General features: G+C 43.6%; 31 protein-coding genes. 5 read left to right on the top strand and 26 right to left on the bottom strand.

The genetic code is table 11. From position 1 onward, the window contains the following. Nucleotides 1-8: 8 nt before the first annotated feature. Entirely contained in the window at nt 9-314 is a 306-nt protein-coding gene (fis, locus tag L5L97_RS17505) for a DNA-binding transcriptional regulator Fis (protein WP_006083371.1), read from the top strand. A 340-nt stretch (nt 315-654) separates the two neighbouring features. Further along, on the top strand, nt 655-3,669 hold the full coding sequence (locus tag L5L97_RS17500) for a UvrD-helicase domain-containing protein (protein ID WP_263183120.1): 3,015 nt from the start codon (nt 655-657) through the stop codon (nt 3,667-3,669). 64 nt (nt 3,670-3,733) lie between these two features. Here the strand turns inward: L5L97_RS17500 and L5L97_RS17495 are convergent, their stop codons facing one another. The 26 genes from L5L97_RS17495 to flgB all read right to left on the bottom strand — a co-directional run bounded on the left by L5L97_RS17495 (nt 3,734) and on the right by flgB (nt 24,813). Then, entirely contained in the window at nt 3,734-4,021 is a 288-nt protein-coding gene (locus L5L97_RS17495; protein WP_113940804.1) for a hypothetical protein, read from the bottom strand. Nucleotides 4,022-4,029: 8 nt separating this feature from the next. Continuing rightward, nucleotides 4,030-4,464 (bottom strand): pilus assembly protein PilZ, encoded by a 435-nt coding sequence (locus tag L5L97_RS17490; protein ID WP_219251928.1) that lies wholly within the window; start codon nt 4,462-4,464, stop codon nt 4,030-4,032. Between the two features lie 34 nt (nt 4,465-4,498). Next, on the bottom strand, nt 4,499-5,419 hold the full coding sequence (locus L5L97_RS17485) for a flagellar motor protein MotB (protein ID WP_263164600.1): 921 nt from the start codon (nt 5,417-5,419) through the stop codon (nt 4,499-4,501). Beyond that, the gene (gene motA, locus L5L97_RS17480) at nt 5,419-6,276 is read right to left on the bottom strand and encodes a flagellar motor stator protein MotA (protein WP_113940807.1); all 858 of its coding nucleotides are present in this window, start codon (nt 6,274-6,276) and stop codon (nt 5,419-5,421) included. Before motA ends, L5L97_RS17485 begins: the two co-directional genes overlap by 1 nt. Before the next feature lie 23 nt (nt 6,277-6,299). Then, on the bottom strand, nt 6,300-7,016 hold the full coding sequence (locus L5L97_RS17475; RefSeq protein WP_263183118.1) for an RNA polymerase sigma factor FliA: 717 nt from the start codon (nt 7,014-7,016) through the stop codon (nt 6,300-6,302). Nucleotides 7,017-7,027: 11 nt separating this feature from the next. Beyond that, complete coding sequence (gene fliL, locus L5L97_RS17470; RefSeq protein WP_131523400.1) at nt 7,028-7,495, bottom strand: flagellar basal body-associated protein FliL; 468 nt, start codon at nt 7,493-7,495, stop codon at nt 7,028-7,030. A 16-nt stretch (nt 7,496-7,511) separates the two neighbouring features. Then, nucleotides 7,512-8,687: a flagellar hook-length control protein FliK gene (locus tag L5L97_RS17465; RefSeq protein ID WP_263183115.1), complete on the bottom strand. Its 1,176-nt coding sequence runs from the start codon at nt 8,685-8,687 to the stop codon at nt 7,512-7,514. Continuing rightward, entirely contained in the window at nt 8,677-9,003 is a 327-nt protein-coding gene (locus tag L5L97_RS17460) for a hypothetical protein (RefSeq protein WP_113940811.1), read from the bottom strand. Before L5L97_RS17460 ends, L5L97_RS17465 begins: the two co-directional genes overlap by 11 nt. Then, a complete protein-coding gene (gene fliS / locus L5L97_RS17455) occupies nt 8,972-9,352 on the bottom strand; it encodes a flagellar export chaperone FliS (RefSeq protein WP_113940812.1) in 381 nt (126 codons plus the stop codon). The genes L5L97_RS17460 and fliS overlap by 32 nt, the downstream gene beginning before the upstream one ends. Before the next feature lie 13 nt (nt 9,353-9,365). After that, a complete protein-coding gene (gene fliD, locus L5L97_RS17450; RefSeq protein WP_168825873.1) occupies nt 9,366-10,712 on the bottom strand; it encodes a flagellar filament capping protein FliD in 1,347 nt (448 codons plus the stop codon). 301 nt (nt 10,713-11,013) lie between these two features. Next, complete coding sequence (locus L5L97_RS17445) at nt 11,014-11,835, bottom strand: flagellin (protein ID WP_263183113.1); 822 nt, start codon at nt 11,833-11,835, stop codon at nt 11,014-11,016. A 225-nt stretch (nt 11,836-12,060) separates the two neighbouring features. Continuing rightward, entirely contained in the window at nt 12,061-12,870 is an 810-nt protein-coding gene (locus L5L97_RS17440; protein WP_263183112.1) for a flagellin, read from the bottom strand. 219 nt (nt 12,871-13,089) lie between these two features. Then, a complete protein-coding gene (locus L5L97_RS17435) occupies nt 13,090-13,896 on the bottom strand; it encodes a flagellin (RefSeq protein WP_263183110.1) in 807 nt (268 codons plus the stop codon). A 215-nt stretch (nt 13,897-14,111) separates the two neighbouring features. Beyond that, nucleotides 14,112-14,924: a flagellin gene (locus L5L97_RS17430; protein ID WP_263183109.1), complete on the bottom strand. Its 813-nt coding sequence runs from the start codon at nt 14,922-14,924 to the stop codon at nt 14,112-14,114. 145 nt (nt 14,925-15,069) lie between these two features. Continuing rightward, complete coding sequence (locus tag L5L97_RS17425; RefSeq protein ID WP_011787870.1) at nt 15,070-16,083, bottom strand: hypothetical protein; 1,014 nt, start codon at nt 16,081-16,083, stop codon at nt 15,070-15,072. A 12-nt stretch (nt 16,084-16,095) separates the two neighbouring features. Further along, nucleotides 16,096-17,013, bottom strand: a complete 918-nt coding sequence (flgL, locus tag L5L97_RS17420) for a flagellar hook-associated protein FlgL (protein ID WP_011920049.1) — start codon at nt 17,011-17,013, stop codon at nt 16,096-16,098. An 11-nt stretch (nt 17,014-17,024) separates the two neighbouring features. Then, the gene (gene flgK / locus L5L97_RS17415; protein ID WP_248068752.1) at nt 17,025-18,398 is read right to left on the bottom strand and encodes a flagellar hook-associated protein FlgK; all 1,374 of its coding nucleotides are present in this window, start codon (nt 18,396-18,398) and stop codon (nt 17,025-17,027) included. Continuing rightward, a complete protein-coding gene (locus L5L97_RS17410; RefSeq protein WP_248068764.1) occupies nt 18,395-18,802 on the bottom strand; it encodes a rod-binding protein in 408 nt (135 codons plus the stop codon). The genes flgK and L5L97_RS17410 overlap by 4 nt, the downstream gene beginning before the upstream one ends. Beyond that, on the bottom strand, nt 18,802-19,914 hold the full coding sequence (locus tag L5L97_RS17405) for a flagellar basal body P-ring protein FlgI (RefSeq protein WP_263183106.1): 1,113 nt from the start codon (nt 19,912-19,914) through the stop codon (nt 18,802-18,804). Before L5L97_RS17405 ends, L5L97_RS17410 begins: the two co-directional genes overlap by 1 nt. A 14-nt stretch (nt 19,915-19,928) precedes the next feature. Further along, nucleotides 19,929-20,591 (bottom strand): flagellar basal body L-ring protein FlgH, encoded by a 663-nt coding sequence (flgH, locus tag L5L97_RS17400; protein ID WP_113940821.1) that lies wholly within the window; start codon nt 20,589-20,591, stop codon nt 19,929-19,931. Nucleotides 20,592-20,601: 10 nt separating this feature from the next. Continuing rightward, nucleotides 20,602-21,387 carry a flagellar basal-body rod protein FlgG gene (gene flgG, locus L5L97_RS17395; protein WP_006083393.1) on the bottom strand — a complete coding sequence of 262 codons (786 nt, stop codon included), beginning with the start codon at nt 21,385-21,387 and terminating at the stop codon, nt 20,602-20,604. An 11-nt stretch (nt 21,388-21,398) separates the two neighbouring features. Continuing rightward, nucleotides 21,399-22,133: a flagellar basal body rod protein FlgF gene (locus L5L97_RS17390; RefSeq protein ID WP_131523393.1), complete on the bottom strand. Its 735-nt coding sequence runs from the start codon at nt 22,131-22,133 to the stop codon at nt 21,399-21,401. A gap of 14 nt (nt 22,134-22,147) precedes the next feature. Beyond that, nucleotides 22,148-23,350 (bottom strand): flagellar hook protein FlgE, encoded by a 1,203-nt coding sequence (gene flgE / locus L5L97_RS17385; protein ID WP_113940823.1) that lies wholly within the window; start codon nt 23,348-23,350, stop codon nt 22,148-22,150. Between the two features lie 22 nt (nt 23,351-23,372). Further along, nucleotides 23,373-24,035 carry a flagellar hook assembly protein FlgD gene (locus tag L5L97_RS17380; protein ID WP_263148206.1) on the bottom strand — a complete coding sequence of 221 codons (663 nt, stop codon included), beginning with the start codon at nt 24,033-24,035 and terminating at the stop codon, nt 23,373-23,375. Between the two features lie 2 nt (nt 24,036-24,037). Then, on the bottom strand, nt 24,038-24,454 hold the full coding sequence (gene flgC, locus L5L97_RS17375; RefSeq protein WP_113940825.1) for a flagellar basal body rod protein FlgC: 417 nt from the start codon (nt 24,452-24,454) through the stop codon (nt 24,038-24,040). A gap of 8 nt (nt 24,455-24,462) precedes the next feature. Continuing rightward, entirely contained in the window at nt 24,463-24,813 is a 351-nt protein-coding gene (flgB, locus tag L5L97_RS17370; protein ID WP_113940826.1) for a flagellar basal body rod protein FlgB, read from the bottom strand. 96 nt (nt 24,814-24,909) lie between these two features. Between flgB and flgA the strand changes: the two genes are divergently transcribed. The 3 genes from flgA to L5L97_RS17355 all read left to right on the top strand — a co-directional run bounded on the left by flgA (nt 24,910) and on the right by L5L97_RS17355 (nt 26,477). After that, on the top strand, nt 24,910-25,647 hold the full coding sequence (gene flgA, locus L5L97_RS17365) for a flagellar basal body P-ring formation chaperone FlgA (protein WP_131523391.1): 738 nt from the start codon (nt 24,910-24,912) through the stop codon (nt 25,645-25,647). A 100-nt stretch (nt 25,648-25,747) separates the two neighbouring features. After that, nucleotides 25,748-26,029: a flagellar biosynthesis anti-sigma factor FlgM gene (gene flgM, locus L5L97_RS17360; protein WP_113940828.1), complete on the top strand. Its 282-nt coding sequence runs from the start codon at nt 25,748-25,750 to the stop codon at nt 26,027-26,029. Then, on the top strand, nt 26,022-26,477 hold the full coding sequence (locus L5L97_RS17355; protein ID WP_028761850.1) for a flagellar protein FlgN: 456 nt from the start codon (nt 26,022-26,024) through the stop codon (nt 26,475-26,477). Before flgM ends, L5L97_RS17355 begins: the two co-directional genes overlap by 8 nt. Nucleotides 26,478-26,552 lie beyond the last annotated feature (75 nt).

The raw sequence follows: 26,552 nt of genomic DNA, 5'->3' as shown, positions 1-26,552 counted from the left end.
AGAATAGAATGTTTGATCAGACAACTAACACAGAAGTTCACCAGCTTACCGTTGGCAAAATCGAAACCGCAAACGGCACTATCAAGCCCCAGTTATTACGTGACGCCGTCAAGCGTGCCGTAACTAACTTCTTCGCACAGTTGGACGGTCAGGAAGCACAAGAAGTTTATGAAATGGTGCTAAGCGAAGTTGAAGCGCCCCTGCTTGACATCATCATGCAACACACTCGTGGCAACCAAACCCGCGCAGCAAACATGCTAGGTATCAACCGTGGTACTCTGCGTAAAAAATTGAAAAAATACGGCATGAATTAATCCGCAAGGATTAAGCTGTTGTATTGAAAAAGAAAAGGCCTGAAGAGATTCAGGCTTTTTTGCTTTCTGATACACCATTTTCTAATGTAAACCTTTCTAATGCGCGCCCTTCTTATGCACATAGTTACACAGTTACCATCATGCTTGGTTTGCCACGCCTCTCACGCCAACTAAGACATCATTCACCAATACAATGCACTTAGCTGCTCTAGCGACCAAAATTAATAAATAATCCATACAGCCCATAGCACAACCTTGACACGAGCCATCGGGTTTTAAGTTATAATGCATTTAAAAATCAGTCTGTTAATTCTAAAACTTTTTAGCCGTAGGTTTTACATTGTCATTGAATCACTCTGAACAAGATATCAAACACAGTTGGTTTGGCCGTTTCTTTATTGGCAAAGCTGATGCGGTAAAACTCACCACGAGTGGTATTAGCATTAATCGCACTAAAGGCGGCTTTTTTGCTCACTCTCGCAGCGCTAACAAAGTAGCAGCTGACGAATGTTTTACCTGGCAACAGCTCGATTCCCCACCATTTTTTACCTTAAGTCCACTAGGTTATCTACTCGGTTTCACGGTATTAGGCAAAGCCTATCAACTGCCGTTTCTCAGCTATTTTGCACAACATCAATTTAGCTATCAAATCGCACAGTATTGGGCAAATGCCAATGGGCCGCGCGTTGCTGAGTTAATGGCGAAAGTGGATAAGACACTGACACACACTTATTTACGTGAATCACGGGTGGAAATGATACAAGCCAGAGTCGCGCGCGAATATCAGCGTTGGTTCCCTTGGTGTGAAAACCTGCCATTAGCGAGAAATCTACACACAGGGTTAGCGAGGCTTAAGCAAATCCACCGATGGACTCGCGCCGATATAAAGCAACTGCGTGAAGATTATATTCAGTCGCAGCTCATTAAATTTGCTGACTATTTTGAGCATGTAGAATCTAATCCCTTAACCGAAAAACAGCGCCGAGCTTGTATTATCGATGATAACAATAACTTGTTATTGGCAGGCGCAGGCACGGGAAAGACCAGTGTGATGGTTGGTCGAGCAGGATATTTACTTAAGAGTGGTCAAGCAAAAGCCGATGAAATATTGCTATTAGCCTATGGCCGTAAAGCGGCTGACGAGATGGATGAGCGGATTAAAAACAGGCTCGGTACGGATGATATCAAGGCGAGCACCTTCCACAGTTTAGGCTCAAAAATTATCGCCGACGTTGAGCGAGCAAAACCGAGTTTGTCCCCTTGGGCAGAGGATGACAAAGCCAAAGAGCTGTGGGTGCACAATACCCTTGAGACTTTGATTGAAGATGAGGCTTACCGTAAACAACTTTTCGAATATTTCAGCCGTTTCTATTATGTTGAAAAAAGCCCATTCGAGTTCGATATGGAAGGTGATTATTTTCAATACTTGAATGATAACGATATTCGCAGTCTTAAAGGTGAGCGAGTCAAAAGCTTTGGTGAGCTCTACATTGCCAACTGGCTATTTAGCAATGGCATCGAATATGTTTATGAAGCTAAGTATGAGCATGATGTGCGCAGTATTGATTTTCGTCAGTATCAACCCGATTTCTATCTGCCTGAATACCAAGTTTATCTTGAATACTATGGTATTGATGAACACCAGCATACCGCCCCTTATATCGATAACCAAAAGTACTTGGAATCGATGGTATGGAAACGCCAGCTACATCAACAGCATGGTACTAAGTGTATTGAGCTATTTTATTACCAACATAAAAAAGGGTTGTTAATCAGTAAGCTTGAGCAAGCTTTACAGGTCTTTAAAGTGCAATACGCGCCCTTACCCGATGAAGCCATACTCGCCACCCTGCATGAACTAGGCCGCGTGACTGAATTGGCAAAAATGTTTAGTCAGCTAATTGGGCTGTATAAAGCAGCTTGCCTTGATGAACATGGGCTTGAGGGTGTATTTGCTCGCGCCGCCGATGCTCAGCAGACCCGCAAGGCATTCGAACTGCTTGAGCCCATACTCACGCGCTATGAGCAGCATTTAGCGATAAATGGCGACATTGATTTTGAGGACATGATTGGCAAAGCGTTGACGTATCTACAACGCGGACAATTCATTAGCCCGTGGCGTTTTATTATGGTGGATGAGTTCCAAGATATTTCAGAACCACGTGCCCGCTTAGTCCGCGCCTTGAGAGATTCCTGTGCACCCCATTCTAAAGCGTTGGCGTCTTTATTTTGTGTCGGGGATGACTGGCAGGCAATTTATCGTTTTAGCGGTGCAGATGTGAGTTTAACAACGCAATTTAGCCAATATTTTGGCCCAACAACCCAAAGCTACTTGGATCTGACTTTTAGGTTTAACAGTAGTATTGGGCAAGTCGCCACTCAGTTTGTCACCCAGAATCCCACGCAATTGAGGAAGGACATTCGCTCCCTCATGCAGGTAGCCTACCCTGCAGTCTCAATATTACGCCGCGGAGAAAACGAGCAGTCAAGCCTAAATGAACCAAGCCCAAATGCACTGGAACAAGCATTAACGGCCATTAGTGCAAGGATAAGCGCTAGAAGTGACAAACTTAACAGCGTAGCAAGCGTCTATTTACTGGCACGTTTTTGGTTTCAGTTACCCGATAACATCCAAGTTAACCAACTTAAAGCTAAATATCCCAACTTGAAGATTGAGTGCCAATCTTTTCATGCTTCGAAAGGGAAAGAAGCCGATTATGTAGTGATCATGGGGATGAAAACGGGAATGCATAGCTTCCCTTCAATGAAAATCACTCCTCCGATACTAGATGCATTTTTACCAAAAACGGAAGCGTTTGAATTTGCAGAAGAACGTCGACTGTTTTATGTCGCGTTAACGCGGGCAAAACACCGCGCCTATGTGATTGCCGATATGACAGACGTGAGCCCATTCGTCACCGAACTGCTTACAAAAGGCTACGCAATTGAACAAGATGAATTCAGCACCACTTTAGTACAAAGGTTATTTGAAGACATAAAATGCGTGCGTTGTAGCACGGGAACGCTTAAGCCTAGAACGGGAAAATTTAAATCGTTTTATTCCTGCTCACATTTTCCCCTTTGCGATCACAAGGAAGAAGGTTGTGAGCTCTGTGCTAGCCCAATGACCCGCACACGCTTTGCTGGCTTTAAGGTATGTTTGAATGAGAACTGTGGTCATATAGCACCACTTTGTAGCCTCTGTGGTGGCGATATGCTGTTAAAGGATGGTCGATTCGGTCCCTTTTGGGCTTGTCGCAATTACCGCGGGCAAAACCTACCCAGCTGCATGAATATTCTAAACAAGGCCAAGTTGTCGCTCCCATGCGAGCGACCCACAAAGCATGTGAGCTAGATGCAAAAATGCTCAACAAAAGCCTATAACAATGAGTCGCAACTCATTTTTATAGGCAGGGGATTTAGAGTAAAAAGAAGAAATAAACAACGAGGAAAAAGGAGCTGAGTGCGCCAATAACCACTGGGTAAATGAGATAAGCATCTTGCGCTCTGGCAGCACGAATAAAACATAAATGAGCCAGAAAATAATTATAGATAAAAATCATAATTGAAATCATAACACCATGGCTAAAGCGTAATGTATTCATATTGAGTGCAACAATAATAAGCAATAGCCAATTCAGCAGAATAAGATACAGAAAGACCTTCTGTAATTTATCCGAGCCGTTTCGATGAAAAGATGCAGCCATTGCATATCCTATATTTTCGCCCTTAGTCTAATTGCATCAATCAAGTTCTGGACTTCAGCTTTATCACGATAAATCCAGCGAGCGCCTAAGAACTTCAATCGACCTTTAATCGTGTGTTCTCGAGTTACCTCACATAAGACTCGTGTTTGCTCAAGTTCAATATAGAATCTCCTCCCTACTGATAGTGGTTCATTGCACAAAATCCCAACACCGCCAATGCTAATATCTTTTATATTTGCAGTTCCAATCGGCGTAATAACAAACCAGCGAGTTGTTGATAAATTTACTGTCAGGCCATCGCATGCAAATGCGAGTGGCGCTCTTTTATTTCGTCTCAGGCTAAATCTTTGATGAGTTCGACGATTATCAAATTCAATAATCTGATACTCAGGGGTCGCTTCAACTTCATCCTCAGAATGTACAAACTCTTCATACAGATTCATAGTCATCCCTAACAAATGAGAGCAGGTATTAACACTAGCGAGTGTTTGCTTGGCGCTTAATTTCGTTGATTGTAACGCCACTTGGGACTGTATCGTTCGGAGCGCCAATCATGCCTCTTAATAACTGTTCAGCAGAGGAGGTTAAAATAAGCGCCTCAATCCGACGATTAGCCGCCGCAGCAGTATCCGAAGTGATGTAAGGAACCTGATCAGCCATACCCGTCACCTGAATAACCTGATCGCGTTTAACACCGCCACGCTCAAGCACTCTTCGTGCTAATAGTGCTCTTTCACTCGATAATTCCCAATTGGTAAATAAACTGCCCGCATAAGGCGTTGAATCCGTATGACCAGAAATAACCATGCTATTAGTTATATTTTTTAAAATAGGCCCTAAAGATAAAAGTAATTCTTCAAAATAGGGCTGCATCTGTGCACTGCCCCGCGTAAACATAAATTGATTCACATTATCGTGAATTAAGATGCGTATGCCTTGAGGCACAATAGTCACAGAAATGTTCTCAGCCATGCTCGAGCTTTGCACGACTCGATTCAATTCTCTGGCGAGCACAGTTAATTGCGCCTGAGTATCAAATTGCCCGGGGATGAGCGCACCTTCCTCTAATCCTTCTGACTCTGAACCTCTAGGCATAGAATTGGAAGGTATGATTGGAGGAGCAATAGACATATTTCCTTCTAAATCAATAATCGAAGATGACTGACTTAGCTCAAATGGATTCATTGGACCAGTGGGATTCATATCTCCACGTAAATACTGCACTATCATGGTTCGCTCTTTTTGATCAGCGATTTGCATGATCCACAGCACCATAAAGAGCGCCATCATAGCAAGCGTGAAATCGGCAAAAGCGACTTTCCACGCACCACCATGCCCATGATTACGCTTTCCTCGCTTTCGCCGCTTGATAATAATCGGCTCATTTTTATGGAGCATTAGCTTCTCTGCCCTTCCATCCAACGTTCTAACTCGATAAATGAAGGACGATTTTCACTTTGTATTTGTTTCCGTCCCGCATCAATAGCCATCATTGGTGGTTTACCTTTTGAAAAGGTCACTAAAATAGCGGCTATGCACCGAAGCTGTGCCGATTTACGATCAACCAGATGTTCTAATGCCTTTGACATTGGGTCGAAGAAACAATAACACGCGAAAATACCAATAAATGTACCGACTAATGCCGCGGCAACTTTGACACCAATCATAGTAATTGGGCCATCAATATTAGACATAGTAATGATAATACCGAGTACAGCAGCTAAAATACCAAAGCCAGGCATAGCCTCACCCACTTTACTAAAAGCTTCCGATGGCCGTAATCTGTCCTCTTCTATACGATGAATTTCTTCTTCTAGGATATGCTCTAAGTCATGGGGAGATATTTTCCCAATAGACTGCACTCGTAAGTTATCAATTAAAAACTGTAAAACATTTGGGTGATTGAGCACAGCTGGGTACATTAGAAAAATAGAGCTCTGATGAGGATTTTCTAAATGTTCATCGAGCACTTTTAAGCCTTGAGATTGGATCTGAGCCATTAAAGTGCCCATCAAAGGAAATAACTGAGGATATAATTCAGGATCTTCTTTGCCCTTATTAAATAATTCTTTTAACTGCTCAAGCATTTCTTTTAACACTGATTGTGGGTTAGCAATAATGAGCGCTCCAACTCCGGCCCCCATAATGATTAAAATTTCAGCAGGCTGCCACAATGCAGACAAAGCTCCACCCGCCCAAACATATCCGCCAAACACAGAAGCTAAAATGATTAACAGCCCAACTAGTTTACTCATTACGATCTTCTCACTTTTAAACTTTAGCGCTGCAATATTGTTTTTAACTGTGAAATAGCTGATTTATGCAGCTGGCAAATACGCGTTTCAGTCAATCCCAATGCCATAGCTATCTCTTTTAAATTCAGCTCATGATGATAGTAAAGCGACAGAATTAGCTGTTCTCTTTCATTTAATTTTGAAATAACTTTGATCAAAGTTTGCTTCAGCATTAACCGCTCAACATCATTACTTCTGTCTACTGGATGATCACCACCCAATAGCAACTCATCTAAGCTTTTCATCGACTCTGCTTGCGTCGAGTATAAACGTTCCCGATAATCCTCCGCGCTCAGCCCAAGCGCACTGGCCACTTCAAGATCGCTTGGTTCACGTCCCATCTCTCGACTCAAACGTCTAACTACATCATTAAGCTCATGGGCCTGCTGTCTAACAGGTCTAGGACGCCAATCCTGCCGCCTCAGCTCATCGAGTATTGCACCGCGAATCCGTTGCCCAGCGAAGGAAATAAATCCATTATCCAGCTCGCCAGGATACCGACGTGATGACTCAAGCAAGGCCATCATGCCAATTTGCTCCATATCCTCGAGTGATAACATCACGCCGCAGTGACTGCGCATTTGCGAGACTATACGTTTGATTAATGGCAAGTATTGTCGAATAATCTGTTGTTCAGATTGACGCTCTTCGGCTGGATAATCACAGGTTTGTTGATATGCGAGTTGGCCCGCTGCTGTCATGATAAGGCCTCTTACTGGATCACCATGCGAGTAAAGAGTACTTCATCAATATCTGAAGGTAATTGGTTATCTGACAGCACTTTAACCATCAATATCAACGCCTCTGATTGTAAACTGTCAAGCTGATCTAAGTGGTTCAACTGCTCAAATGTTTTACGTGAGAACATCTTCATCATAGCGTTTCGTATAAGTGGATCTGACTCCAGCAACACCGTTTTCATATTGGGATTACGGCTTTTTAATGACATTTCAAGCAGCATGTAATGGGGATACTTATCCCCAGGAATCGATATCACAAACTTTTCTAACGGGTAAAACTTGGCAACTGGTACAGGTTCGACTTCAGGTTCCGATGCAAAAAGCTCTGCTAGCTTCCAATCTCCACTACTTGTCCCAATCCAAAATGCACCTGCGGTCGAACTAATGAGCACAAGTAACGCTAAAATTATCTTTACTAAACGAGATTTTAAAATTGCCATTAAACGACTCCGGCACTTAAGCCAATAAATCTAATTGAGATTTCTCTCTCGCCATCACATCGACTACATTATCCGTTGTAGTTTCAGCCGCTATCGACGAGGAGAATAATGCAGTTTCCTGTTGATGCTGTTGCGATTCTCCTTGGCCAATATCGACATCAATTTGACCGCCATGATCCATTGCTAAATCCACTCTCAAACGATCCAAACCATTGAGTAATGCATCTCGAATTGCCGGATTTACTGCATGCATTTGCACCTGTAAACGATCGCCCTCTAAACGAATATTGAGCTCAATCTTGCCCAGCTCTGGCGGATCTAGCCTTAATTCGGCTTTCTTAATATGTTGATCGACTTGGAAACGAAGATGCTCTCTTAAGGGAGTAAGGATCTCCTGAGAGTGCTGCGCTAAAGAAGCCATGGGAGTGAGAGATACAGGGCCCCATTGAGTAGCACTTGCAGCCTGCGTACCCGCAACCTGCTGAGATCCTATCGCATTAATATCTTTAACTTCATGCCCCCTAAGTTCTGCCAACACACGCTGAAACACTGACGAGTCAGATTTCAAATGCTCAAAATCCCCAGAGAAAGTTGCCAGCGTTGAATCCTGCGTAAATACGCCGCTCATTTTCAAGGATTCGCCACTCATACCCGCAGGCTGAGTACGACTTCCTGCAAGAGCCATAGATGAGGTCATCCCTGAACTAAATAGCGTTCCTCTTTGATCTGTGGCTGAAAGCCCAATTAAAGACGCAGGAGTTCGACCTATCGGATCCGTTTTAACCGTTTCTGCAGGAAAAATCACAGGAACAAACGGCGCGACAGCAGTCGGTGAAACGAGACTGTTCTGAGGCGTGGCGGCTAAGCCATCTTGAATAATAGGCGCTGAGTTAATCTCAGTATTTAACAGTGACGGAGATACTCCTGGTACAACAGGAACAAAAGATACTGAGTCAGATAAATTGCTATTAACATATTGATTTAAAAAAGTATCAGCATCTCTTTCTAAAGCATGTTCGGCATTCTGAGTCCACTGAGTCCCCTCTAACGGGAGAGGCGCTGCAGACAATCCGACTGGCAACCCCAACAAGGTAAATGACTCTGATTTATCTTGATCAACTGCACTTGCCACTTTAGTCGTCAAGCTGGTATTTGTGCCAACAGGACGAGTTGAAAGAAGATCAGAGATCATCCAAAGCTCCACTTACTTGTGTTAATTGATAGGCGGCTAAACCTGGTTGTTGCGCCTTAAAGCGACCCATTTCAGCGGCTAATTCATCACGAGCCAAGATCAACTCTTGTAGCACTTGGGAATGAACCCGCTTTAATTCTGCACGTGCCAATTTCTGCTCAATATCATGAGCCTCACCAGCCTGTTGCAGTGCTTTGATCAAAGCGATGTTCACTTTTCGGACGCTTTCCCAATCCTGAGCATCTGCATATTGGCGTAAAGCATTCGCAAAACGCGCCCACTGCTTAATTGAGATTTGTCCATCCTTCTCTGACATTAGTAATCACCTGAGTCACTGGAACTAGCGCTTCAGCACTGTTTTCGACACTGGCGCTGACAAGCTGACGGCTACAAAAGTCATAGAGACGATGTAAACTCACGGCAACCTCACCACCATTTTCAAGGTCAAGCATAGAGTCCAAGCCATGCACGATATTAAGGCACTTATGGATACTCATTCCTTTCGCCTCAAACCTTTGGTATTCCATATGGCCAGCGGTCCGCTCTAGTTCTTCCAATAAACCATCAAGTAGCATACGCACCATGTCATGGGTTGTTGCTGCCGCTACTTGTGCATCTAAAGCGGTTTGCTTGTAGGCATTAAATGGATCGTACTCATTTAACATTTTTTACTGCTTCCTATGAAAACAACTGACTTGCGGAATTAAACTGATTAATGGTGGATTCCATTGCCGTAAACTGGGTTAAATAAATCTGATACTTTTGATTCATTTGATAATCATGGCGCGCCATACTGTCATTCACACTTTTAATCTGCTTATTTAGCGCTTCCTGCTTTTGATCGATATAGCCATTGAACTGTGTAAAAGGTTTTAGGGTCTTTTCTATGCTTTTGATATAACTGTCAGGACCAGTAAACATGGCTTGTACTTTTTCTGGATCACTTTTAAAGCTATCGGTCAGCTTAGCATCATCAATTTTTAGTTTTCCGTCTCGTCCAATCTCAATCCCGATATCAGACAAACGCATGCCATTAGCAGCCGTTGCAAATACAGAATCACGTAATTTAGACTGGAGAAGGCGAATAGAGGTATCCCCCTTCAACACTCCAATTTGCGCTTCACTCACTGCAGTGGTTTTGTCTTCCTTATCTTTATCGGAAGAGCCAGAGTCAGAGGTCTTAACGCCCATAGAACGAGTTAATTGATTAATTTGCGTCATTAAAGAATTAAATGAATCGACAAAATCCTTAACCGCTTTCTTATTCGCTTCAAAATCGTCTGTGACTTTAATCATGCTGCTTTCACCAACCGCATGCACCTTGACTAATTCGAGGCTTACACCATCAACAACATTTTCTAGATAGTTACTACTGCTGGTAATACTGATACCGTTTAATGTAAGTTCCGCATCTTGTGCTGCACGACGTTCTGTCATGCCCCAATCGGCACCGTTAAACTCAACCTTCACTTGATTCGCGACACCCGATTCCTTTGAAGACAGCATAAATTCGATTTGGTTACCTGTGCGCACTAATGACGCTTGTACACCAGGATTACCCACTTGTTTATTGATCACATCGCGTAACTGAGACACAGAAATAGCCGCACCGCCATTAACCGTTGCCAAATCAATTTCCATGCGCTTAGTCGGATCACTACCAACTTGAATACTGATAATGCCCGACGTTGGCAACAATTCACTTTCAGAGGAATAGGCTTTAGTCAGTTGATGCGCTTGCGCAAGTTTATGCACGCTCAAATCATAGTTGCCCTTAGGCGCATCAGATTTAACTGTCGCGGTCGCATTCTCGCCCGTAACCGTAGCAATTTTGCCTTTAGCTGCATCGCCACCCATTTCACTCAGCTTAGTGGCCATTTTCTTCATATTATTTTCGAGCAACGTATAAGCATCTAACTGTGTTTTGCTGGCAGTTAGCTTACCTTTGTAAAGCGTATCTTTACCTGCGCGGTCTGCGCCAATCAGTTGCTGAGCAAATTGTGCTGCATTCATACCTGAAATCATGACTACCTCCACTCGTTCTAGAGCAAAACGCATGCCAAAAACAAGTTACTGTTTTTAAAGAGATTTAAATAATTAACTGGCCCAAACACAGCTAAATACTTCCGCATGGACACTTAAACAGGAAAACCATCTTCCACTTTGTGTTATCGAAAATTACCCACTAAAACATGAACCTTATAGGTTTCAATCTCGGGTTTAGCGACTACCGCCCAATACATAAACCGTGGCTAAAATAAAAATGCCAGTCAGCGCAACTAACTGGCATTTTAGCTGTGACCAAAACATCACCAGTCCAATAACATTAACGCAATAGACCCATGACTAAACCTGTATTTTGGTTAGCTGAAGACAGTACCGTTGTACCCGCCTGAACTAATAATTGGTTGCGCGTCATATTGGCTGACTCAACCGCGAAATCGGCATCCATAATACGGCCGGCAGCGGCTTTAGTATTTTCAGTTACGCTGGCAAGGTTAGCCGCAGTATGGCCAAGACGGTTAATGTTGGCACCTAAGGTTGAACGTTCTGCACCTACTTTGGCTAAGAAAGAATCAACTGCTGTAATTGCGGTATTGGCGTTTGCAGATGTAGTTAAATCGCCTGTGATTGTTGTATCAATAGCGCCGAGTTCAACCTTCAATGTCTCATCTTTACCAGCGCCAATCTGGAAGGTAACACCATCAGTTTTAACAAGTACGCCTGTAGTATCTTTGAATAAATTATTACCTGCATAAGTTGTATTTTCGAGGATACGGGTAATTTCTTCGTTCAACTGTTTAAACTCAGCATCCAATGCAGTTAAATCATCAGTAGAGTTAACGCCGTTAGCCGCTTGGGTTGCCAATTCTTTCTGGCGATTAGCAATGGTCGTCAACTCTTCTAACGCACCATCAGCAGTTTGCAGCATAGAGGTCGCATCGGAAATATTGCGTGAAGCCGTTTCCATACCTTTCACGTTAGCGCTCATGCGATTAGCGATTTGCAAACCCGCAGCATCATCAGATGCGCTATTGATACGCAAACCCGTCGACAAACGCTCCATGGCGTTAGTTAGTAAGTTATTGCTTTTGTTAACAGCACCTTGTGCAACGATTGAAGCGTAATTAGTGTGAACACCTAACATATCAGTTCTCCTGAAAAATAACGGTTATCTTGGCAATGCCTGAATCTCAGCATCGCTCCATAACTAACTAAGGCGACAGCAACAGCGCAAAACTAAAACTTATTTAAAAATAGATGGGATCACCTCTATAAAAACAGACTTAAATGGCATCCACAAAACGCCATAAAAAATGCCAGTAAGCTAAGCTCACTGGCATTAAAACTAAACTGACTGGCTTAACTGTAATTAGCGCAGTAGACCCATGACTAAACCCGTATTTTGGTTAGCTGAAGACAGTACCGTTGTACCCGCCTGAACTAATAATTGGTTGCGGGTCATATTAGCTGATTCAACCGCGAAATCGGCATCCATAATACGACCAGCTGCGGCCTTAGTGTTTTCAGTCACACTGGCAAGGTTAGCCGCTGTATGGCCAAGACGGTTAATGTTGGCACCTAAGGTAGAACGCTCAGTACCGACTGCTGCTAAAAAAGTATCCACAAGATCAATGGCATCATTCGCAGCAGTATTTAAATCACCAGCAGCCAATGCGGCGGCATCTATGACGGTTGTTTTAACGAGCAATTTTTCACCCGTACCCGTACCTGCACCAATTTGAAAAGTAACACCAGTCTCTAATGTGCTGAATAGGTTATTACCGGCGTAAGTTGTATTATCGAGAATACGGGTAATTTCGGTGTTTAATTGCTTAAACTCATCATCCAGCGCTTTTAAATCAGCTGTTGAGTTAACACCGTTAGAGGCTTGAGTCGCTAATTCTTTCTGGCGGTTAGCAATGGTCGTTAATTCTTCTAGCGCACCATCAGCGGTTTGTAGCATAGAGGTCGCATCAGAAATATTGCGTGAAGCTGTTTCCATACCTTTTACGTTAGCGCTCATGCGATTAGCGATTTGCAGACCCGCAGCATCATCAGATGCGCTGTTGATTCGTAAACCCGTCGACAAACGCTCCATGGCATTAGTCAGTAGGTTATTACTTTTGTTAACAGCACCTTGTGCAACGATTGAAGCGTAATTAGTATGAACACCTAACATATGTAGTTCTCCAGAAAATAACGATTGTTTTGGTTAGGCCTGAATCCAGGCATAACTAACTAAAGCGACTACACAAGCCCACAACTAAAACCGATTTTAAAATGAGTGCATTAGCGCTGTAAAAATCAGACTGAAATGGCATGCTCAAAACGCCATAAAAAATGCCAGTAAGCTAAGCTCACTGGCATTAAAACTAACAAGCTGACTAATTAATTGTAATTAGCGCAGTAGACCCATCACTAAACCTGTATTTTGGTTAGCTGAAGACAGTACCGTTGTACCTGCTTGAACTAATAATTGATTGCGGGTCATATTGGCAGATTCAACCGCAAAATCGGCATCCATAATACGGCCAGCAGCGGCTTTGGTGTTTTCAGTTACGCTAGCTAAGTTAGCCGCAGTATGGCCAAGACGGTTAATGTTGGCACCTAAAGTTGAGCGTGAAGTGCCCACAGTTTTAATAAAATCATCAACTGCAGTAATTGCTAACCTTGCATTATCGCCAGAATCCAGTTTCACAGTAGCGGCCAACGCAACTGGGGCTGCACTTGTCACTGTCATCGTTTCAGCCTTGTCTGCACCAATTTGGAAAGTCACAGTACCAGCTATAGCAGTGAATAAGTTATTACCCGCATAAGTCGTATTTTTTGCGATACGATCAACTTCCAAACTTAGCTGTTGAAATTCAGCATCCAGCGCAGTTAAATCATCAGCAGAGTTCACACCGTTTGCCGCTTGAGTGGCGAGTTCTTTCTGACGATTAGCAATGGTCGTTAATTCTTCTAACGCACCATCTGCAGTTTGTAGCATAGAGGTCGCATCAGAAATATTACGTGAAGCGGTTTCCATACCTTTAACGTTAGCGCTCATGCGGTTAGCAATTTGCAAACCCGCAGCATCATCAGATGCGCTATTGATACGCAAACCGGTAGACAAACGCTCCATGGCGTTAGTCAGTAGGTTATTACTTTTGTTAACAGCACCTTGAGCAACGATTGAAGCGTAATTAGTGTGAACACCTAACATATAAGTTCTCCATTAAATAACGAGTAGCGGGGTTAGACCTGAGTTCAGGGATAACTAACTAAAGCGACCACACAAGCGCTTAACTAAAACCTATTTAAAAATAGAGTGTATGACATTATAAAAACTAGACTGAAATGGCATGCACAAACACCATAAAAAATGCCAGCAAGCTAAGCTTACTGGTATTAAAACTAACACTGACTAATTGAATAAAATTAGCGCAGTAAGCCCATAACTAAACCCGTATTTTGGTTAGCTGAAGACAGTACCGTTGTACCTGCTTGAACTAATAATTGATTGCGCGTCATATTGGCAGATTCAACCGCAAAGTCGGCATCCATAATACGGCCTGCAGCGGCTTTAGTGTTTTCGGTAACGCTCGCTAAGTTAGCGGCAGTATGGCCAAGACGGTTAATGTTGGCACCTAAGGTAGAACGCTCAGTACCCACTGCGGCTAAGAAGGTATCCACAAGAGCAATGGCAGCATTGGCAGTACCACCAGTTAAAGTACCTGCAACCGTTTTAGGAATTGTGCCTAATTTAACAGTCATGGTTTCCGTTGTTCCGGCGCCAATTTGAAATTTAACACCAGTACCAGAGGTCAATACACCAGTATCGAATAATTTATTACCAGCATAAGTGGTATTTTCTACAATACGCGTTATTTCGGCATTCAATTGCGTGAACTCAGCATTCAGAGCAGTTAAATCATCCGCTGAGTTAACACCGTTAGATGCTTGAGTAGCCAATTCTTTTTGACGATTGGCAATGGTCGTTAACTCTTCTAACGCACCATCAGCAGTTTGCAGCATAGAGGTCGCATCTGAAATATTACGTGAGGCAGTTTCCATACCTTTCACGTTTGCATTCATACGGTTAGCAATTTGCAGACCCGCTGCATCATCTGATGCACTGTTGATACGTAAACCTGTTGATAAACGCTCCATCGCGTTAGTCAGTAGGTTATTGCTTTTGTTTACAGCGCCCTGTGCAACGATTGAAGCGTAATTAGTGTGAACACCTAACATATTAATTCTCCAGAAAATAACGGCTATCTTGGTTAAACCTGAATTCAGGCATAACTCAATAAGGCGACACAAATCCCTCAACACTAAAACCCAAAATCGTATTTTCAAAAATTAAATGCGCTAACTTGGGATTCAACTCAAAAAATTAGAGTAGCAATGCGCTAACTTGCTCACGGTTGGTATTTCCCTGCGCCATTAAAGATGTCACTTGATAGGAAAAAGGATAGGGTTGCATAAATTTATGCAAATGCTGGAGTTCAACCTTAGGCTGACTGGATGCGGTCAATTGCTTAACCTTTGCGAGTAATAAGCGATGGGAAGCGTTAATTTCCTCTATTTGTAATGTCACTTTTTTCTCAACCTTAGCGATTTTAGCTAAGGTGATTTTTAACTTTTCAGTATTATCAAAATGCCATTCACGGGGATCTTGCCAACTAAATATCTCTTCAAGTGGAATATTTCTTGGCTCACCAGCAGGGAGTCTTTGGCCCTCACCGACCATTAAAATCCCACCGCAAAGCTTTGTCCAAGTGTCATCCTGCGCCATAAATACAGTGTCATGGGGGGATGAACGATCAATACCAATCCCGATCGAAGCTAATACGGGCCCTATTATCTCTTGTAGCGCTAGGCGATTTTTATTTGCTGGTAAAAGCAAATGCAATGTTTGCTTTTCAGTAAATAGCGTTATGCGTTCATCGCGGTTCTTAGGCGAGGTGAGATCCACCCGCCTAAACTTAAAAAGATGCAAAGCGGCAGGCTGGGATACTGAAATCAAATTGAGATGATGATCGAGTAAACGCTTGCCTTGGTAGTGAGGTTTTATTTCAATAAGTTGACGCCTCACTTCTTCAGCTCTGTTTAAGGTATCCTCAATAATCGTATTCTTATTAAACAGGCAGGTTTGTAACTGCTTATTAAGCTGCCCCATTAACTGCTTAGCTAAGATTAAACTCTGTAATACAACTTGCGAAGCACTGATATTATGCTGCTCTTGAGTCACTTTAGCCCAACGACCATAGGCTTCTAACCTATGTTTAGGGATAGGCCGCGCCTTAGGGATGCTGCGCGGTGAAGCCGATATTGGTGCAACATATTGAGACGTTACCGTCTGACTTTGGTGTAACTGAGTAAGCGACTCACCGATCCCTTTGATCATTTAACTCATTACCTACATATGATTGAAAAGGGACAATTGACTAATCTGCACAAACGTTTGTTGAGTGATTTTTAATGCGGTTAGCTTCACATTAAACTCCGCGGTAGCGGCAGCATAATCAAGCTCCTGCGTTTCACCGATCACTTGCTTGCTAAATAACACCATCTCTTCATGGGAGCTTTTCACTAACGCAAGATTATTCTGCTTGCCACCAAAATCCGTAATGGCTGCGCCTATGCTATCTAAGGTTTCACTTAAGGCGGTTTGTATTCCATTAGCGGCGGCGCTAAAGGCAGGATCGCTTGGCGACAAACTCGGATCCTTCAACACACTAATATAATCCATTGTTTGGTTTAGAATATCTTGCCCTGCATTAGAAAATAATAACTGCTCAGCGGTGACATTAGCCGTTGTCCATGAAGAATTTGAGGTTTGCACTGTTCTCTGATTGGCATCACCTTGATACACATATCGACCAGTAGCATCTTTAACAACGGGGATTTTATCAATCACATTACCTGAAAACAGATAATTACCTGACTCATCTGTAGCATTAATATTATCCACTAAGCCTTTTAAGAGTTCTTCCATTTCAGAAGCATAGGAAGCTCTATCTTCTGCCGAAAGGTTTGAGCTATTGGTGGCAATACTGATCTCTTTCATCCGTTGCTGCGTCTCAACCATACTGGATAAATAGGTTTCAGAGCGGCTCATACTGGTACTTAACGAGTCGATATTTTTAATGTATTGCTGCACTAACGCTAAATCGCGCTGGTTATCCATTACCCTAACAACGCCGATAGGATCGTCAGAAGGCGCTAATATCGAAACGCCTTTAGAAAGCATTTGATTCAAACGTGCGACATCATACGTTGTGTTCTGCAAACTGTTTAAATTATTAGTGTAGAGATTTTGCATTGTTACACGCATGGATAATGTCCTTAAAAGCTACTTAGCATAGTTTGAAACAGCTGATCCGCAGTGGAAATCACCTTGGCATTGGCCATATAAGACTGCTGATAAATGATCAGATTAATCCCTTCTTCATCGGGATTAACACCGCTGGTACTCGCCCACTGGACTTGTGCATCTTTTTGCAAATCCACACTGGTTTTGGCAAATGAAATAGCCTGGCGAGAAGCAGAACCCAATTGGCCGACTTTGCTGGAAAAGGATTCCGCTAAGCTGGTACTACTACCAAGGCTAGTAAAACTCAGTTCCTTATTGGCCAACTGCACTAAGGCTTTCAAGTTTGTGTTATCTCCTTGGGTGCCATCCTGACCAAAGGCAAGTTTATCAGGTGTAAAACCAGCAGTTAGCGATAAACTCCCACCAGGATTATTGGCTTGATACGTAAAGAGATCCTGTGATGGTGTTGCACCATTTAAATCAGTACCAGAAGCGAGAATGGAATTGAACTCGGTTGCCAACATCACCGCTAATTCATCAATATAGGCTTGAGAGTCAGCAAGTTGAGTATCACGATAGTTAAGTAATGCCCCTAAACTGCCGCCCGCAGTCTGATCGACGTTAAACTGACTCGCCCCAAATTGAATCGATACTAGATTATTTTTAGGGTTAGCAGGATCAGGTGCGCTGGTCAGTTTAGCCGCGGTATTTCCAGTCAATAACGGCTCACCTCGGGCCAGCGAGATATTGAGCATACCTTGGCTATCTTCAACGACACGAATATCGATAATAGCGGCTAAGTCATCAATGGCCGCATCGCGGCCATCCTGCAGTGCAGGTGGAATTGTACCTGTCACACTGGCAGCCTGAATATCTCGATTGAAATTAGCAATAATCGCAAGTTGTGCGTTTATCTCTTTGACCGATGTCCCCAGTTGCCCATTGATCTGATTACGCTGCGAGTCAATATTATCGTTAATCGCATTCACTCTTTGAGCGACGGCCTTAGCCTCATTGAGCACACTTTGTCGGTAAGCGATTAAATTAGGCTGCTCCATAGAGGAGTTTAATGCTGCAAATAATTGGTCAAGACCTTTTGAAATATTATTTCCATCTGCACCAAATACTTGTTCAGCCTGACGCAAATAGCTGCTTTGCACTTTAGAAAAGCCAACGGCACTCGTGGTTTGCCACAATTGGGCGACCTCGTACTGATCTGAGATCCGCCGAACACCATCCACAAACACACCCGCGCCAGAGCCATATGCGCCACCACCAACTGAACTTAGCATGACTTGCTGACGTGAATAACCTGCAACCATAGCATTAGCGACGTTATTTGACGTCGCATTCAATGCCGCCATACTTGCCAGTAAGCCAGACTTACCAATATTCAACATGCTCATTTAAAATCCTTCACAATGGGCCGCATTATAAGCGCAGGCTGCATTGCTGTAGTTGTCATCTGTTGAGGATCAAAGGCGACCGGATCTTTCTCGGACTGAAATGAACGTGATAGCTGCTTAGTCATCACTTCAGCTAATCCCATACCATTGACTTGGCTCAAGCGATTTGCCAACTCCGCATCATGTAAGTCTTGATAAAGGCCATTATTACTTTTGGTCGTTAAAGGATTATCTTCATCGGCCATAGCGTCGGTGGCGGAACGCATCTGTTTAAGCACTGTTTGCAGGAACTGGGCTTCAAATTGCTGGCTAACCATCTTTAGCGCGCCCTGCTCACCATTAGCCTTTATCAGCTCATCGGCATTGAGCTTACTTAAGTAACCGTTTGGATTTTCAACTTTCATTAGATCACCACCAAATCAGCTTCTAAGGAACCCGCTTCGGATAAGGCTTCCAGGATAGCCATCAAATCCATTGGAGTAGCACCTAAACTATTAACTGCTCTCACAATCTCCTCGATTGACGTGCCCTCTGGCCACACAAACATCCGTTTATTACCTTGCTCAACCAGCACTTGGCTATCGTTAGTGACGACGGTTTCTCCCGCTGCATTGCCAAGATAAGCGCCATTAGGTTGGCTGACATTTTCCCGTTCAACAATAGTCACTGTCAGATTGCCATGGCTCACAGCGGCTTTACGAACCACAACATCGCCCCCTAATACCACAGTGCCCGTGCGGCTATTAAACACGATTCGAGGTGAACGTCGACCTTGGTCAATCTTGAGTTCTTCAAGCATTGACATAAAAGTCACACGCTCTCGATTCGACTTAGGCGCGTGTATCAGAACCTTGGCATGATCTTGCGCACGTGCAACATCGGGTCCAAATAGTTCATTCACAGCCCGTTCGATATTTCGGGCGGTTTTAAAGTTGGGATCCTTAAGGTTTAATATGATGTCTTCATTATCACTAAAGTTACTTTTGATTGGTGCCTCAAGTAAGGCACCATTGGGGATAGTGCCAACAGTTGGCACATTCACAGTCACAGATGATCCATTACGACCGGCGGCAGAAATACCGCCAACAACTAAGTTGCCCTGCGCTACCGCGTAAACCTCACCATCGACAGCCCTAAGAGGCGTCATTAATAAGGTTCCGCCCTGAAGACTTTTTGCATCACCAAGGGATGAAACCGTCACATCTAAGGATTGTCCTGGGCTCGCCAGAGATGTAATAGTCGCATGCACAGCAACAGCGGCGACGTTCTTTAACTTAGGATCGGTTTTATCATCAATCTGTACACCAAACTGTTTAAGCATATTGACGACAGATTGACTGGTAAATTTAACTTGAGAGCGGTCACCCGTCCCATTTAACCCGACGACTAAGCCATAACCCACGAGTTGGTTATCACGCAGACCTTGCACATCGACAATATCCATCAAGTAGCGGCTTTGCTCTTCCGCTTGCAGTGTACCAGTAGCCAAAAGTAACAATAATAAACAACGTAGCATCAAAATATCCTTTGCTAGAGCGGGAACCATGGACTATTGAAATAGCGAGAAGCCCATCCCATAGCATTACTGTCAGCAATAGCGCCTTGACCACCATAGATAATTCGGGCATCGGCAATACGTTGCGACGATATCGTATTGTCATTACCTATATCATCAGCACGTATAATGCCAAGTAAGCGTAAATACTCATCGCCCTGATTCAATCGCAGCCATTTTTCACCACGGATCAACAAGGTACCATTAGGTAAAACCTTAGAAACAGTTACAGTGATTGAACCTGATAACTGGTTTTGCTGTGTACTTGAGCCTGCACCATTAAACCCTCTCGAAAAAGAGGTTTTACCGTCAGCATTGGCCGTTTTATCACCAATATTGCCCGCAAGCCCCATACCCATATCTTGTTCTTTGTTGGTCTTGGTATCCGCTTTCTTACTCGAATAGGTTTTTTCATCTAACGCGACGGTTAAAATATCGCCCTCACGGAAAGCACGTTTATCCTTAAAAAGTGTCAACATGAAACCGGGACGATAAAGACTGCCATCCTTTGCATCTGGCAGGCTGTAGTCAATCTCAGGCGGTGCCCACTCTTTAGTGCCAGGTTTAGTCTCCTTATCTGGAATATGCGACATACAACCCGATAACAGTGCAAACCATAAAAACCATAACCAACGCATGATTGCCTCTCTAAACCGATTGATTGAGGAACTTGAGCATATCGTCTGAGGCTGACACAACTTTGGCATTCATCTCATATGCTCTCTGCGTGGAAATCATTTCGACCATTTCTTCCACCACGTTGACGTTTGCGCCCTCTAGCGCACCCTGTCTTAAAGCACCTAAAGCTTGATCACCCGCCACACCTTCAACCGCCACACCCGATGCAGCCGTTTCACGGTAAAGGTTGTCACCGCGAGCTTCTAACCCTGCTGGATTAGTAAAGTTAACAAGCGTGATTTGACCTAAATCTTGAGGTTCAGCTTCACCCGCCATTTTCGCTGTGACTACACCATCGTTGGCAATAGTAACGGTTAGCGCATCTTCAGGGATCACGATATTGGGCACTAAAGGTAAACCTTGTGATGTGACCATCATGCCTTCGCTGCTGCGATAAAACTGACCGTCACGGGTATAAGCAAGATCGCCATTTGGCTCTTCTACTTGGAAAAAACCATGACCTTCGATCGCTAAATCCAACTGCTGACTAGTATTTTGCATATCCCCAGTAGTGAATATTTTTTGAGTACCAACGACTCTCGTTCCTGCACCTAATTGCAGACCCGATGGCAGATTATTCAGTGCATCAACCTGTCCACCTGGCTGACGTTGAACCTGATAAAACAGATCATTAAACGCAACACGGTCACGCTTAAAACCAGTGGTATTCACGTTTGCCAAGTTGTTGGCAATCGCAGTCATTTTCGTATCTTGTGCTGTTAGGCCGGTTTTACTTACCCATAACGCTGATTGCATACCAATAACCCTTAAACATTGCCCAGCAGACGATTACCAGCCTCGGCCAGCTTTTCTGCACTTTTCATTAACTTAACTTGAATCTCAAATTGACGACTCAAATCCATAGATGCAATAAGCTCTGACACGGCCTGCACGTTACTCGACTCAAGGAAGCCACTATCCACTAACACACCTTCATCTTGTGGCACTGCTTGGCCATCACGACGATAGAGCAACCCATCTTGCCCTTTTTGCATTAAGGCAAAGTCAGGATTCACTAGCTTTAATCGACCCACTTCCTCAATGATCCCGCCTTCAGAGGGTAAAACACTGACGGTGCCGTCTTCACCCACAAAGACATCTTTATGCTCAGGCAGCGCTATTGGCCCATCAACGCCTAATACAGGCCGGCCATCGATAGTCAGTTGCCCCTCGGCATTTGTCTCAATTGCACCTGAACGGGTGTATGCTTCAACACCGTCAACAGCCACACTGAACAAGCCACGATCGCGAATCGCTAAATCCAATGAACGGCCCGTAGGATTGATCACCCCACTTTGCTGGCTAAAACCACTACTCTCAGTCTGTGCCATAACCCTTGTGTTCAAACTATTACCTTGAACAGCTAAAGGCACGGCATTAACGCGCTCAAGGTCGGCTTTAAATCCTGCAGTTTCAGCGTTAGCCAAGTTATTCGCGCGAATACTTTGCGCCTCAAGAATACGAACTGCACCACTGGCGGCGGTATAAAGCATCTTCTCCATGTCAGTGTCTCTTCTTAAATGGCATTAAGTAATGCTTGTTGCATAGTCGAGTTCACATCAAGAACTTTGGCGTTAGATTGATAATTACGTTGTGCCGACATGAGGTTAACCATTTCAGCGGTCGTATCCACATTCGAGCCCTCTAAATACCCCCCCGTTACAGTGCCCATAGTTCCTGTAGATGGCGCCCCCATAATCGCTTGCCCAGCGGTATTTGTAGCCACCCAAGCATTGTTACTCACGGCCGATAAACCGTTGGGATTACTAAAGTTTGCGAGGACGACCTGACCCTGTAATTGATCTTGGCCGTTAGTATAAGTGCCATACAACATACCATTGTCATCCAGACGCACACCTTTCAATTCACCCGAGGTGTAACCGTCTTGAGATAAGCTGGAGTTGTTATATTTGGCGGCATACTGAGTGCTTTTATCAAAATTGATATCAAATTTAAGCGGTGATGCCCCATTACCCAATGTAAGGTCGAAGGTATCCTTTGTTGTAGTTGGATCTAAAATGCCTTTTGAATCAAATTTTAATGTTGTTTGGTCTGGCAGAAGAGTCCCATCCAGAGTGTAATTAACCGTCCACTCATTCGGCGCTGTTTTTACATAATACTGAGTCACCACATGCTCTGTACCCAAAGAGTCGTAGACACTGGTGGTACCAATAGAGTGATAACTATCAATATTTTTAGGATCAAATGGCACGGCTGGGACCGCTGGAGGAATAACATCGACTCTCGCATCGAGATTTGAAACCATGCTGACATTCGTTGTGGCTTTGGCCGCTAAAGAAGCCGTTTGTACCTGTAAATCACCCGCATTACCAGTTTGCAATCTTCCCGTCGCATTCACAGAATATCCCTGTAAACGATTACCGACTGGATCGGTTATAAAGCCTTGATTGTCCTTATGGAACATCCCTGCTCTAGCATACATGGCGCCGCCATCATTCCCCTTGAGAACAAAAAAGCCTTCGCCTTGGATCCCCATATCAAGCTGACGACCGGTATAAGTTAAGCTGCCACCTTTAGAGAAGTTTTGGCTCGTTGACATCACGCCAACGCCACCCGCCTGACCACCATTATAAATTGATGCAAATTCACTACGGCCACCGCGAAACCCACTCGTTGATGCGTTAGCAATGTTATTACTGATAGTGTTGAGGTCTTGAGTCGTCGCCTGTAAACCACTTAAAGCTATGTTAAATGACATCTTAATATCCTATAAAAATAATTTACGAAACTTCAGAAATATTGAGCACAGAAACAACCCCAACACCATGACCCATTTCAGCCATCATCATGCCGGATGCACTGGAGAAATGGATTCTCTCGATCGGTGCCTTAATATACGTTGGCGCAACTAAACTATTTTCACCTAGTGTCGCCTTAGCTTTGATTTCATATTTGCCTGCAGACAACCCCAGCTCAGCAGGATCGATAGAGAACCGAACATCACCAACATCCTGAGCACCGAGTTGAATAGTGCTAACGACCTGACCTTGTGCATCGATAATTTCAAGATCTAAGCCTTCAGCTGCATTCTCTAAATACACTTTGCCTTCAACCGCTTCACCATCGAGCTGAAACTCAGACACAGGCACCATGGCATTCTTACCAATCAAAGATGCCGACTGTACTATGCCCAAATTTTCCATCATGACCATTTGGCTTGATTGATTCTTCCGCATTCCCTCTAAGCTTTCGACCTGCGAAAACTGCGCTAATTGAGAGATATACTCAGCACTGTTAAGCGGTTTAGTGGGATCTTGATTCTTGATTTGTGCAATCATTAAGGTCATAAATTCATTCTTTAATGACGCAGCATCATTCCCTGGTGCCGCTAATGCACCTGCAGGATTCTGAATCGAGTTGTTACCAGAGCGAGCCAATTCCATTGCTATTTATTCCCTAGTTGCAATAAACCTTGCTGCATAGAACGCGCACGATTCATGATTTCAACACTGGTTTCAAATGAACGACTTGCCGCCATCATGTCAGCCATTTCTTCAATCGTGTTCACATTAGAGTAAGCAACATAGCCTTGTTCATTGGCAAAGGGATGATTCGGCTCATAACGCATATCCAATGGGGCATCCGCTTGGACTATGTCGCTCACTTCAATCGAAGCACCAATCGCACCTTGTTGAGTCGCATCGTAAATAGTCGCAAATACGGGTTTTAATGCTCGATAGGCCGACTCAGGGTTTTCGGCGGCAGTTCCAGCGTTAGCTAAGTTACTCGCGACCGTATTTAAACGTATGGTCTGAGCATTCATGCCAGCACCCGCTATTTGATAAATATCGCCAAATGACATACAGGCTCCTAACGACCTTCAATAGCAGACTTTAGACCGGCTATTTTCATGTTTAAAAATGTCAAACTCGTTTGATAATCCATCGCATTCTGTGAATATCTTGCCTGTTCCTTACCGAGTTCCACGGTATTATCATCGGCAGAATTTTGATAAGGCATGCGATAAGCGAGGCTGTACTCTTGATTCATCTGCATGCCTGCTTCAACTTGCTTCATGGCCGCTTTGAAATCCAAATCTCTCGCTTTGTACCCCGGAGTTTCGGCATTGATTAAATTACTCGCTAATACCTTGCTTCTCTCCACTCTAAAATCGAGTGTCTGAGGATGTATTCCTAATGCTTTATCAAGGTTGATAGCCATCTCAACTCCTAGTACTGTATGCGTAATTAATTTAGATGGCCGAGCAGCTTACAATTAGCATGCCAATATACTTATTCATATAAAACAGTTGGTTAAATGAAATCGCTATTGATATACGGAAAGTTCTTTTCCCTCACTTTCTTACTGAGCATAGGGTTACTTCCGCTCAATGTGCACGCGAAAGGGAAGATCACGGCGACAGAACAAATATCTCAGCAAATGACAAACTCCGTAGCCGCAGAGATAGCTAAGTGGCAACAATCGCAAGAGATAAAAAAAGTCAGCAAAAAAATCACACTGCACATTCCTTCCAGCACTGCCAAGCTAAAAACGTGTAGCACAGCGCTCCAAGTCGAGGCTGCTAAAGGGCTCCCATTCGGTCGGATCCAACGAAAAATAAGCTGTGCCTCTGAAGGCTGGTCACTCTATGTTCGGGCCAAGGTTGCTCTCAGCGCCTACATTCCTGTTGCCAACAAAACGCTTAAGAGAGATGAAGTTGTCACATCAGAAAATCTACAATGGCAAATGTTGCCCTTAACTGCGTCAGATCAAGACATTATTACTGATGAAAAACACATTTTAGGGCAAGCGGTTGCCAGAAAAATAATCAAAAACAAACCCATAAGAGCAAGCAATTTAAGTGCACCAGAACTCGTGAGCATAGGGGATGAAGTGATTATCGAAGCAGTCAGTGCCACCTTTTATGCCAATATGATTGGGATTGCTATGGATGCGGGTAAACAAGGTGATGCCATTAGAGTGAGGAATAGTAGTTCAGGGAAAATCATTACCGCTTACCCCATAGCTAAGGGGAGAGTTGAAACCCGTTTTTAACATTTAAGCCACCTTAGAATAAATTTAAAAATTTATTTTAGATTTATCCTATTTAGGTCGCCTATATCTAATATCTAGCCATTTATGACGATGAACATCTATGGAAATTAATAAAATTAGCAGTGCCTTGAGCACTGAGTTCAGCACGAGTAAGAGCGCTAATACGCCCAGAAAGCCCGTTGAATCAGAAAATCTATCAACGCCAACACGACAAGATATTAGTCACGACTGGCAATTGTTAGAACAAACCCAGAAAGAGTTACATACCATCTCCGACGTTGACACAGATAAAGTTGCTGCTATACGTCAGGCTTTAAGTAATGGCAGCTTTGAGCTGAGCTTAGATAAAATTGCAGATAAGATATTGATACAGCATGGATAATAGTCAAGTAAATAAACGCGAACTTGTTCAAAGTTTAATTCGCGATATTCGTCAAGATCTTGAGGGATATAGTCAATTAAAATCAATGCTTAAGCACCAACGTGAATTAATGCAACGCAGGGATAATGATGCGCTCTTAGCCCATAACGAGCGTCAAACTGCACTGTGTAACAAGTTGGCTTTGAGAGCCAAACAGCGAAGCGAAAATCTCGCGACACTAGGTTTTAATAGTGACAATAGTGGCATGAGACGCTTAATCACGGCGCTACCTGATCACCTAAGACCGCAAATAAAAATGTCATGGGACAACTTGCAGCTGTTAGTTAAAGATAGCCAAACAGCCAATGAAACCAACGGCAGATTGCTCGTAATACAGCAAGAAACGATTAACCGTATCCTGAATCAAGATGGCCAACACCATGAAATTGATTACGGTGCCAAACGCTAATTAAACTGAATTATTGAGAGTTACCAAAGCCCTCGCTAATGGGACATAGTTTAAAAGGTGGCTCTCAGCTGTAAT

Origin of the sequence: Shewanella sp. SM71 (genome assembly GCF_025653905.1) — a bacterium.
Classification (GTDB): domain Bacteria; phylum Pseudomonadota; class Gammaproteobacteria; order Enterobacterales; family Shewanellaceae; genus Shewanella; species Shewanella oncorhynchi.
This window is presented reverse-complemented; position numbering and strand designations above follow the sequence as displayed.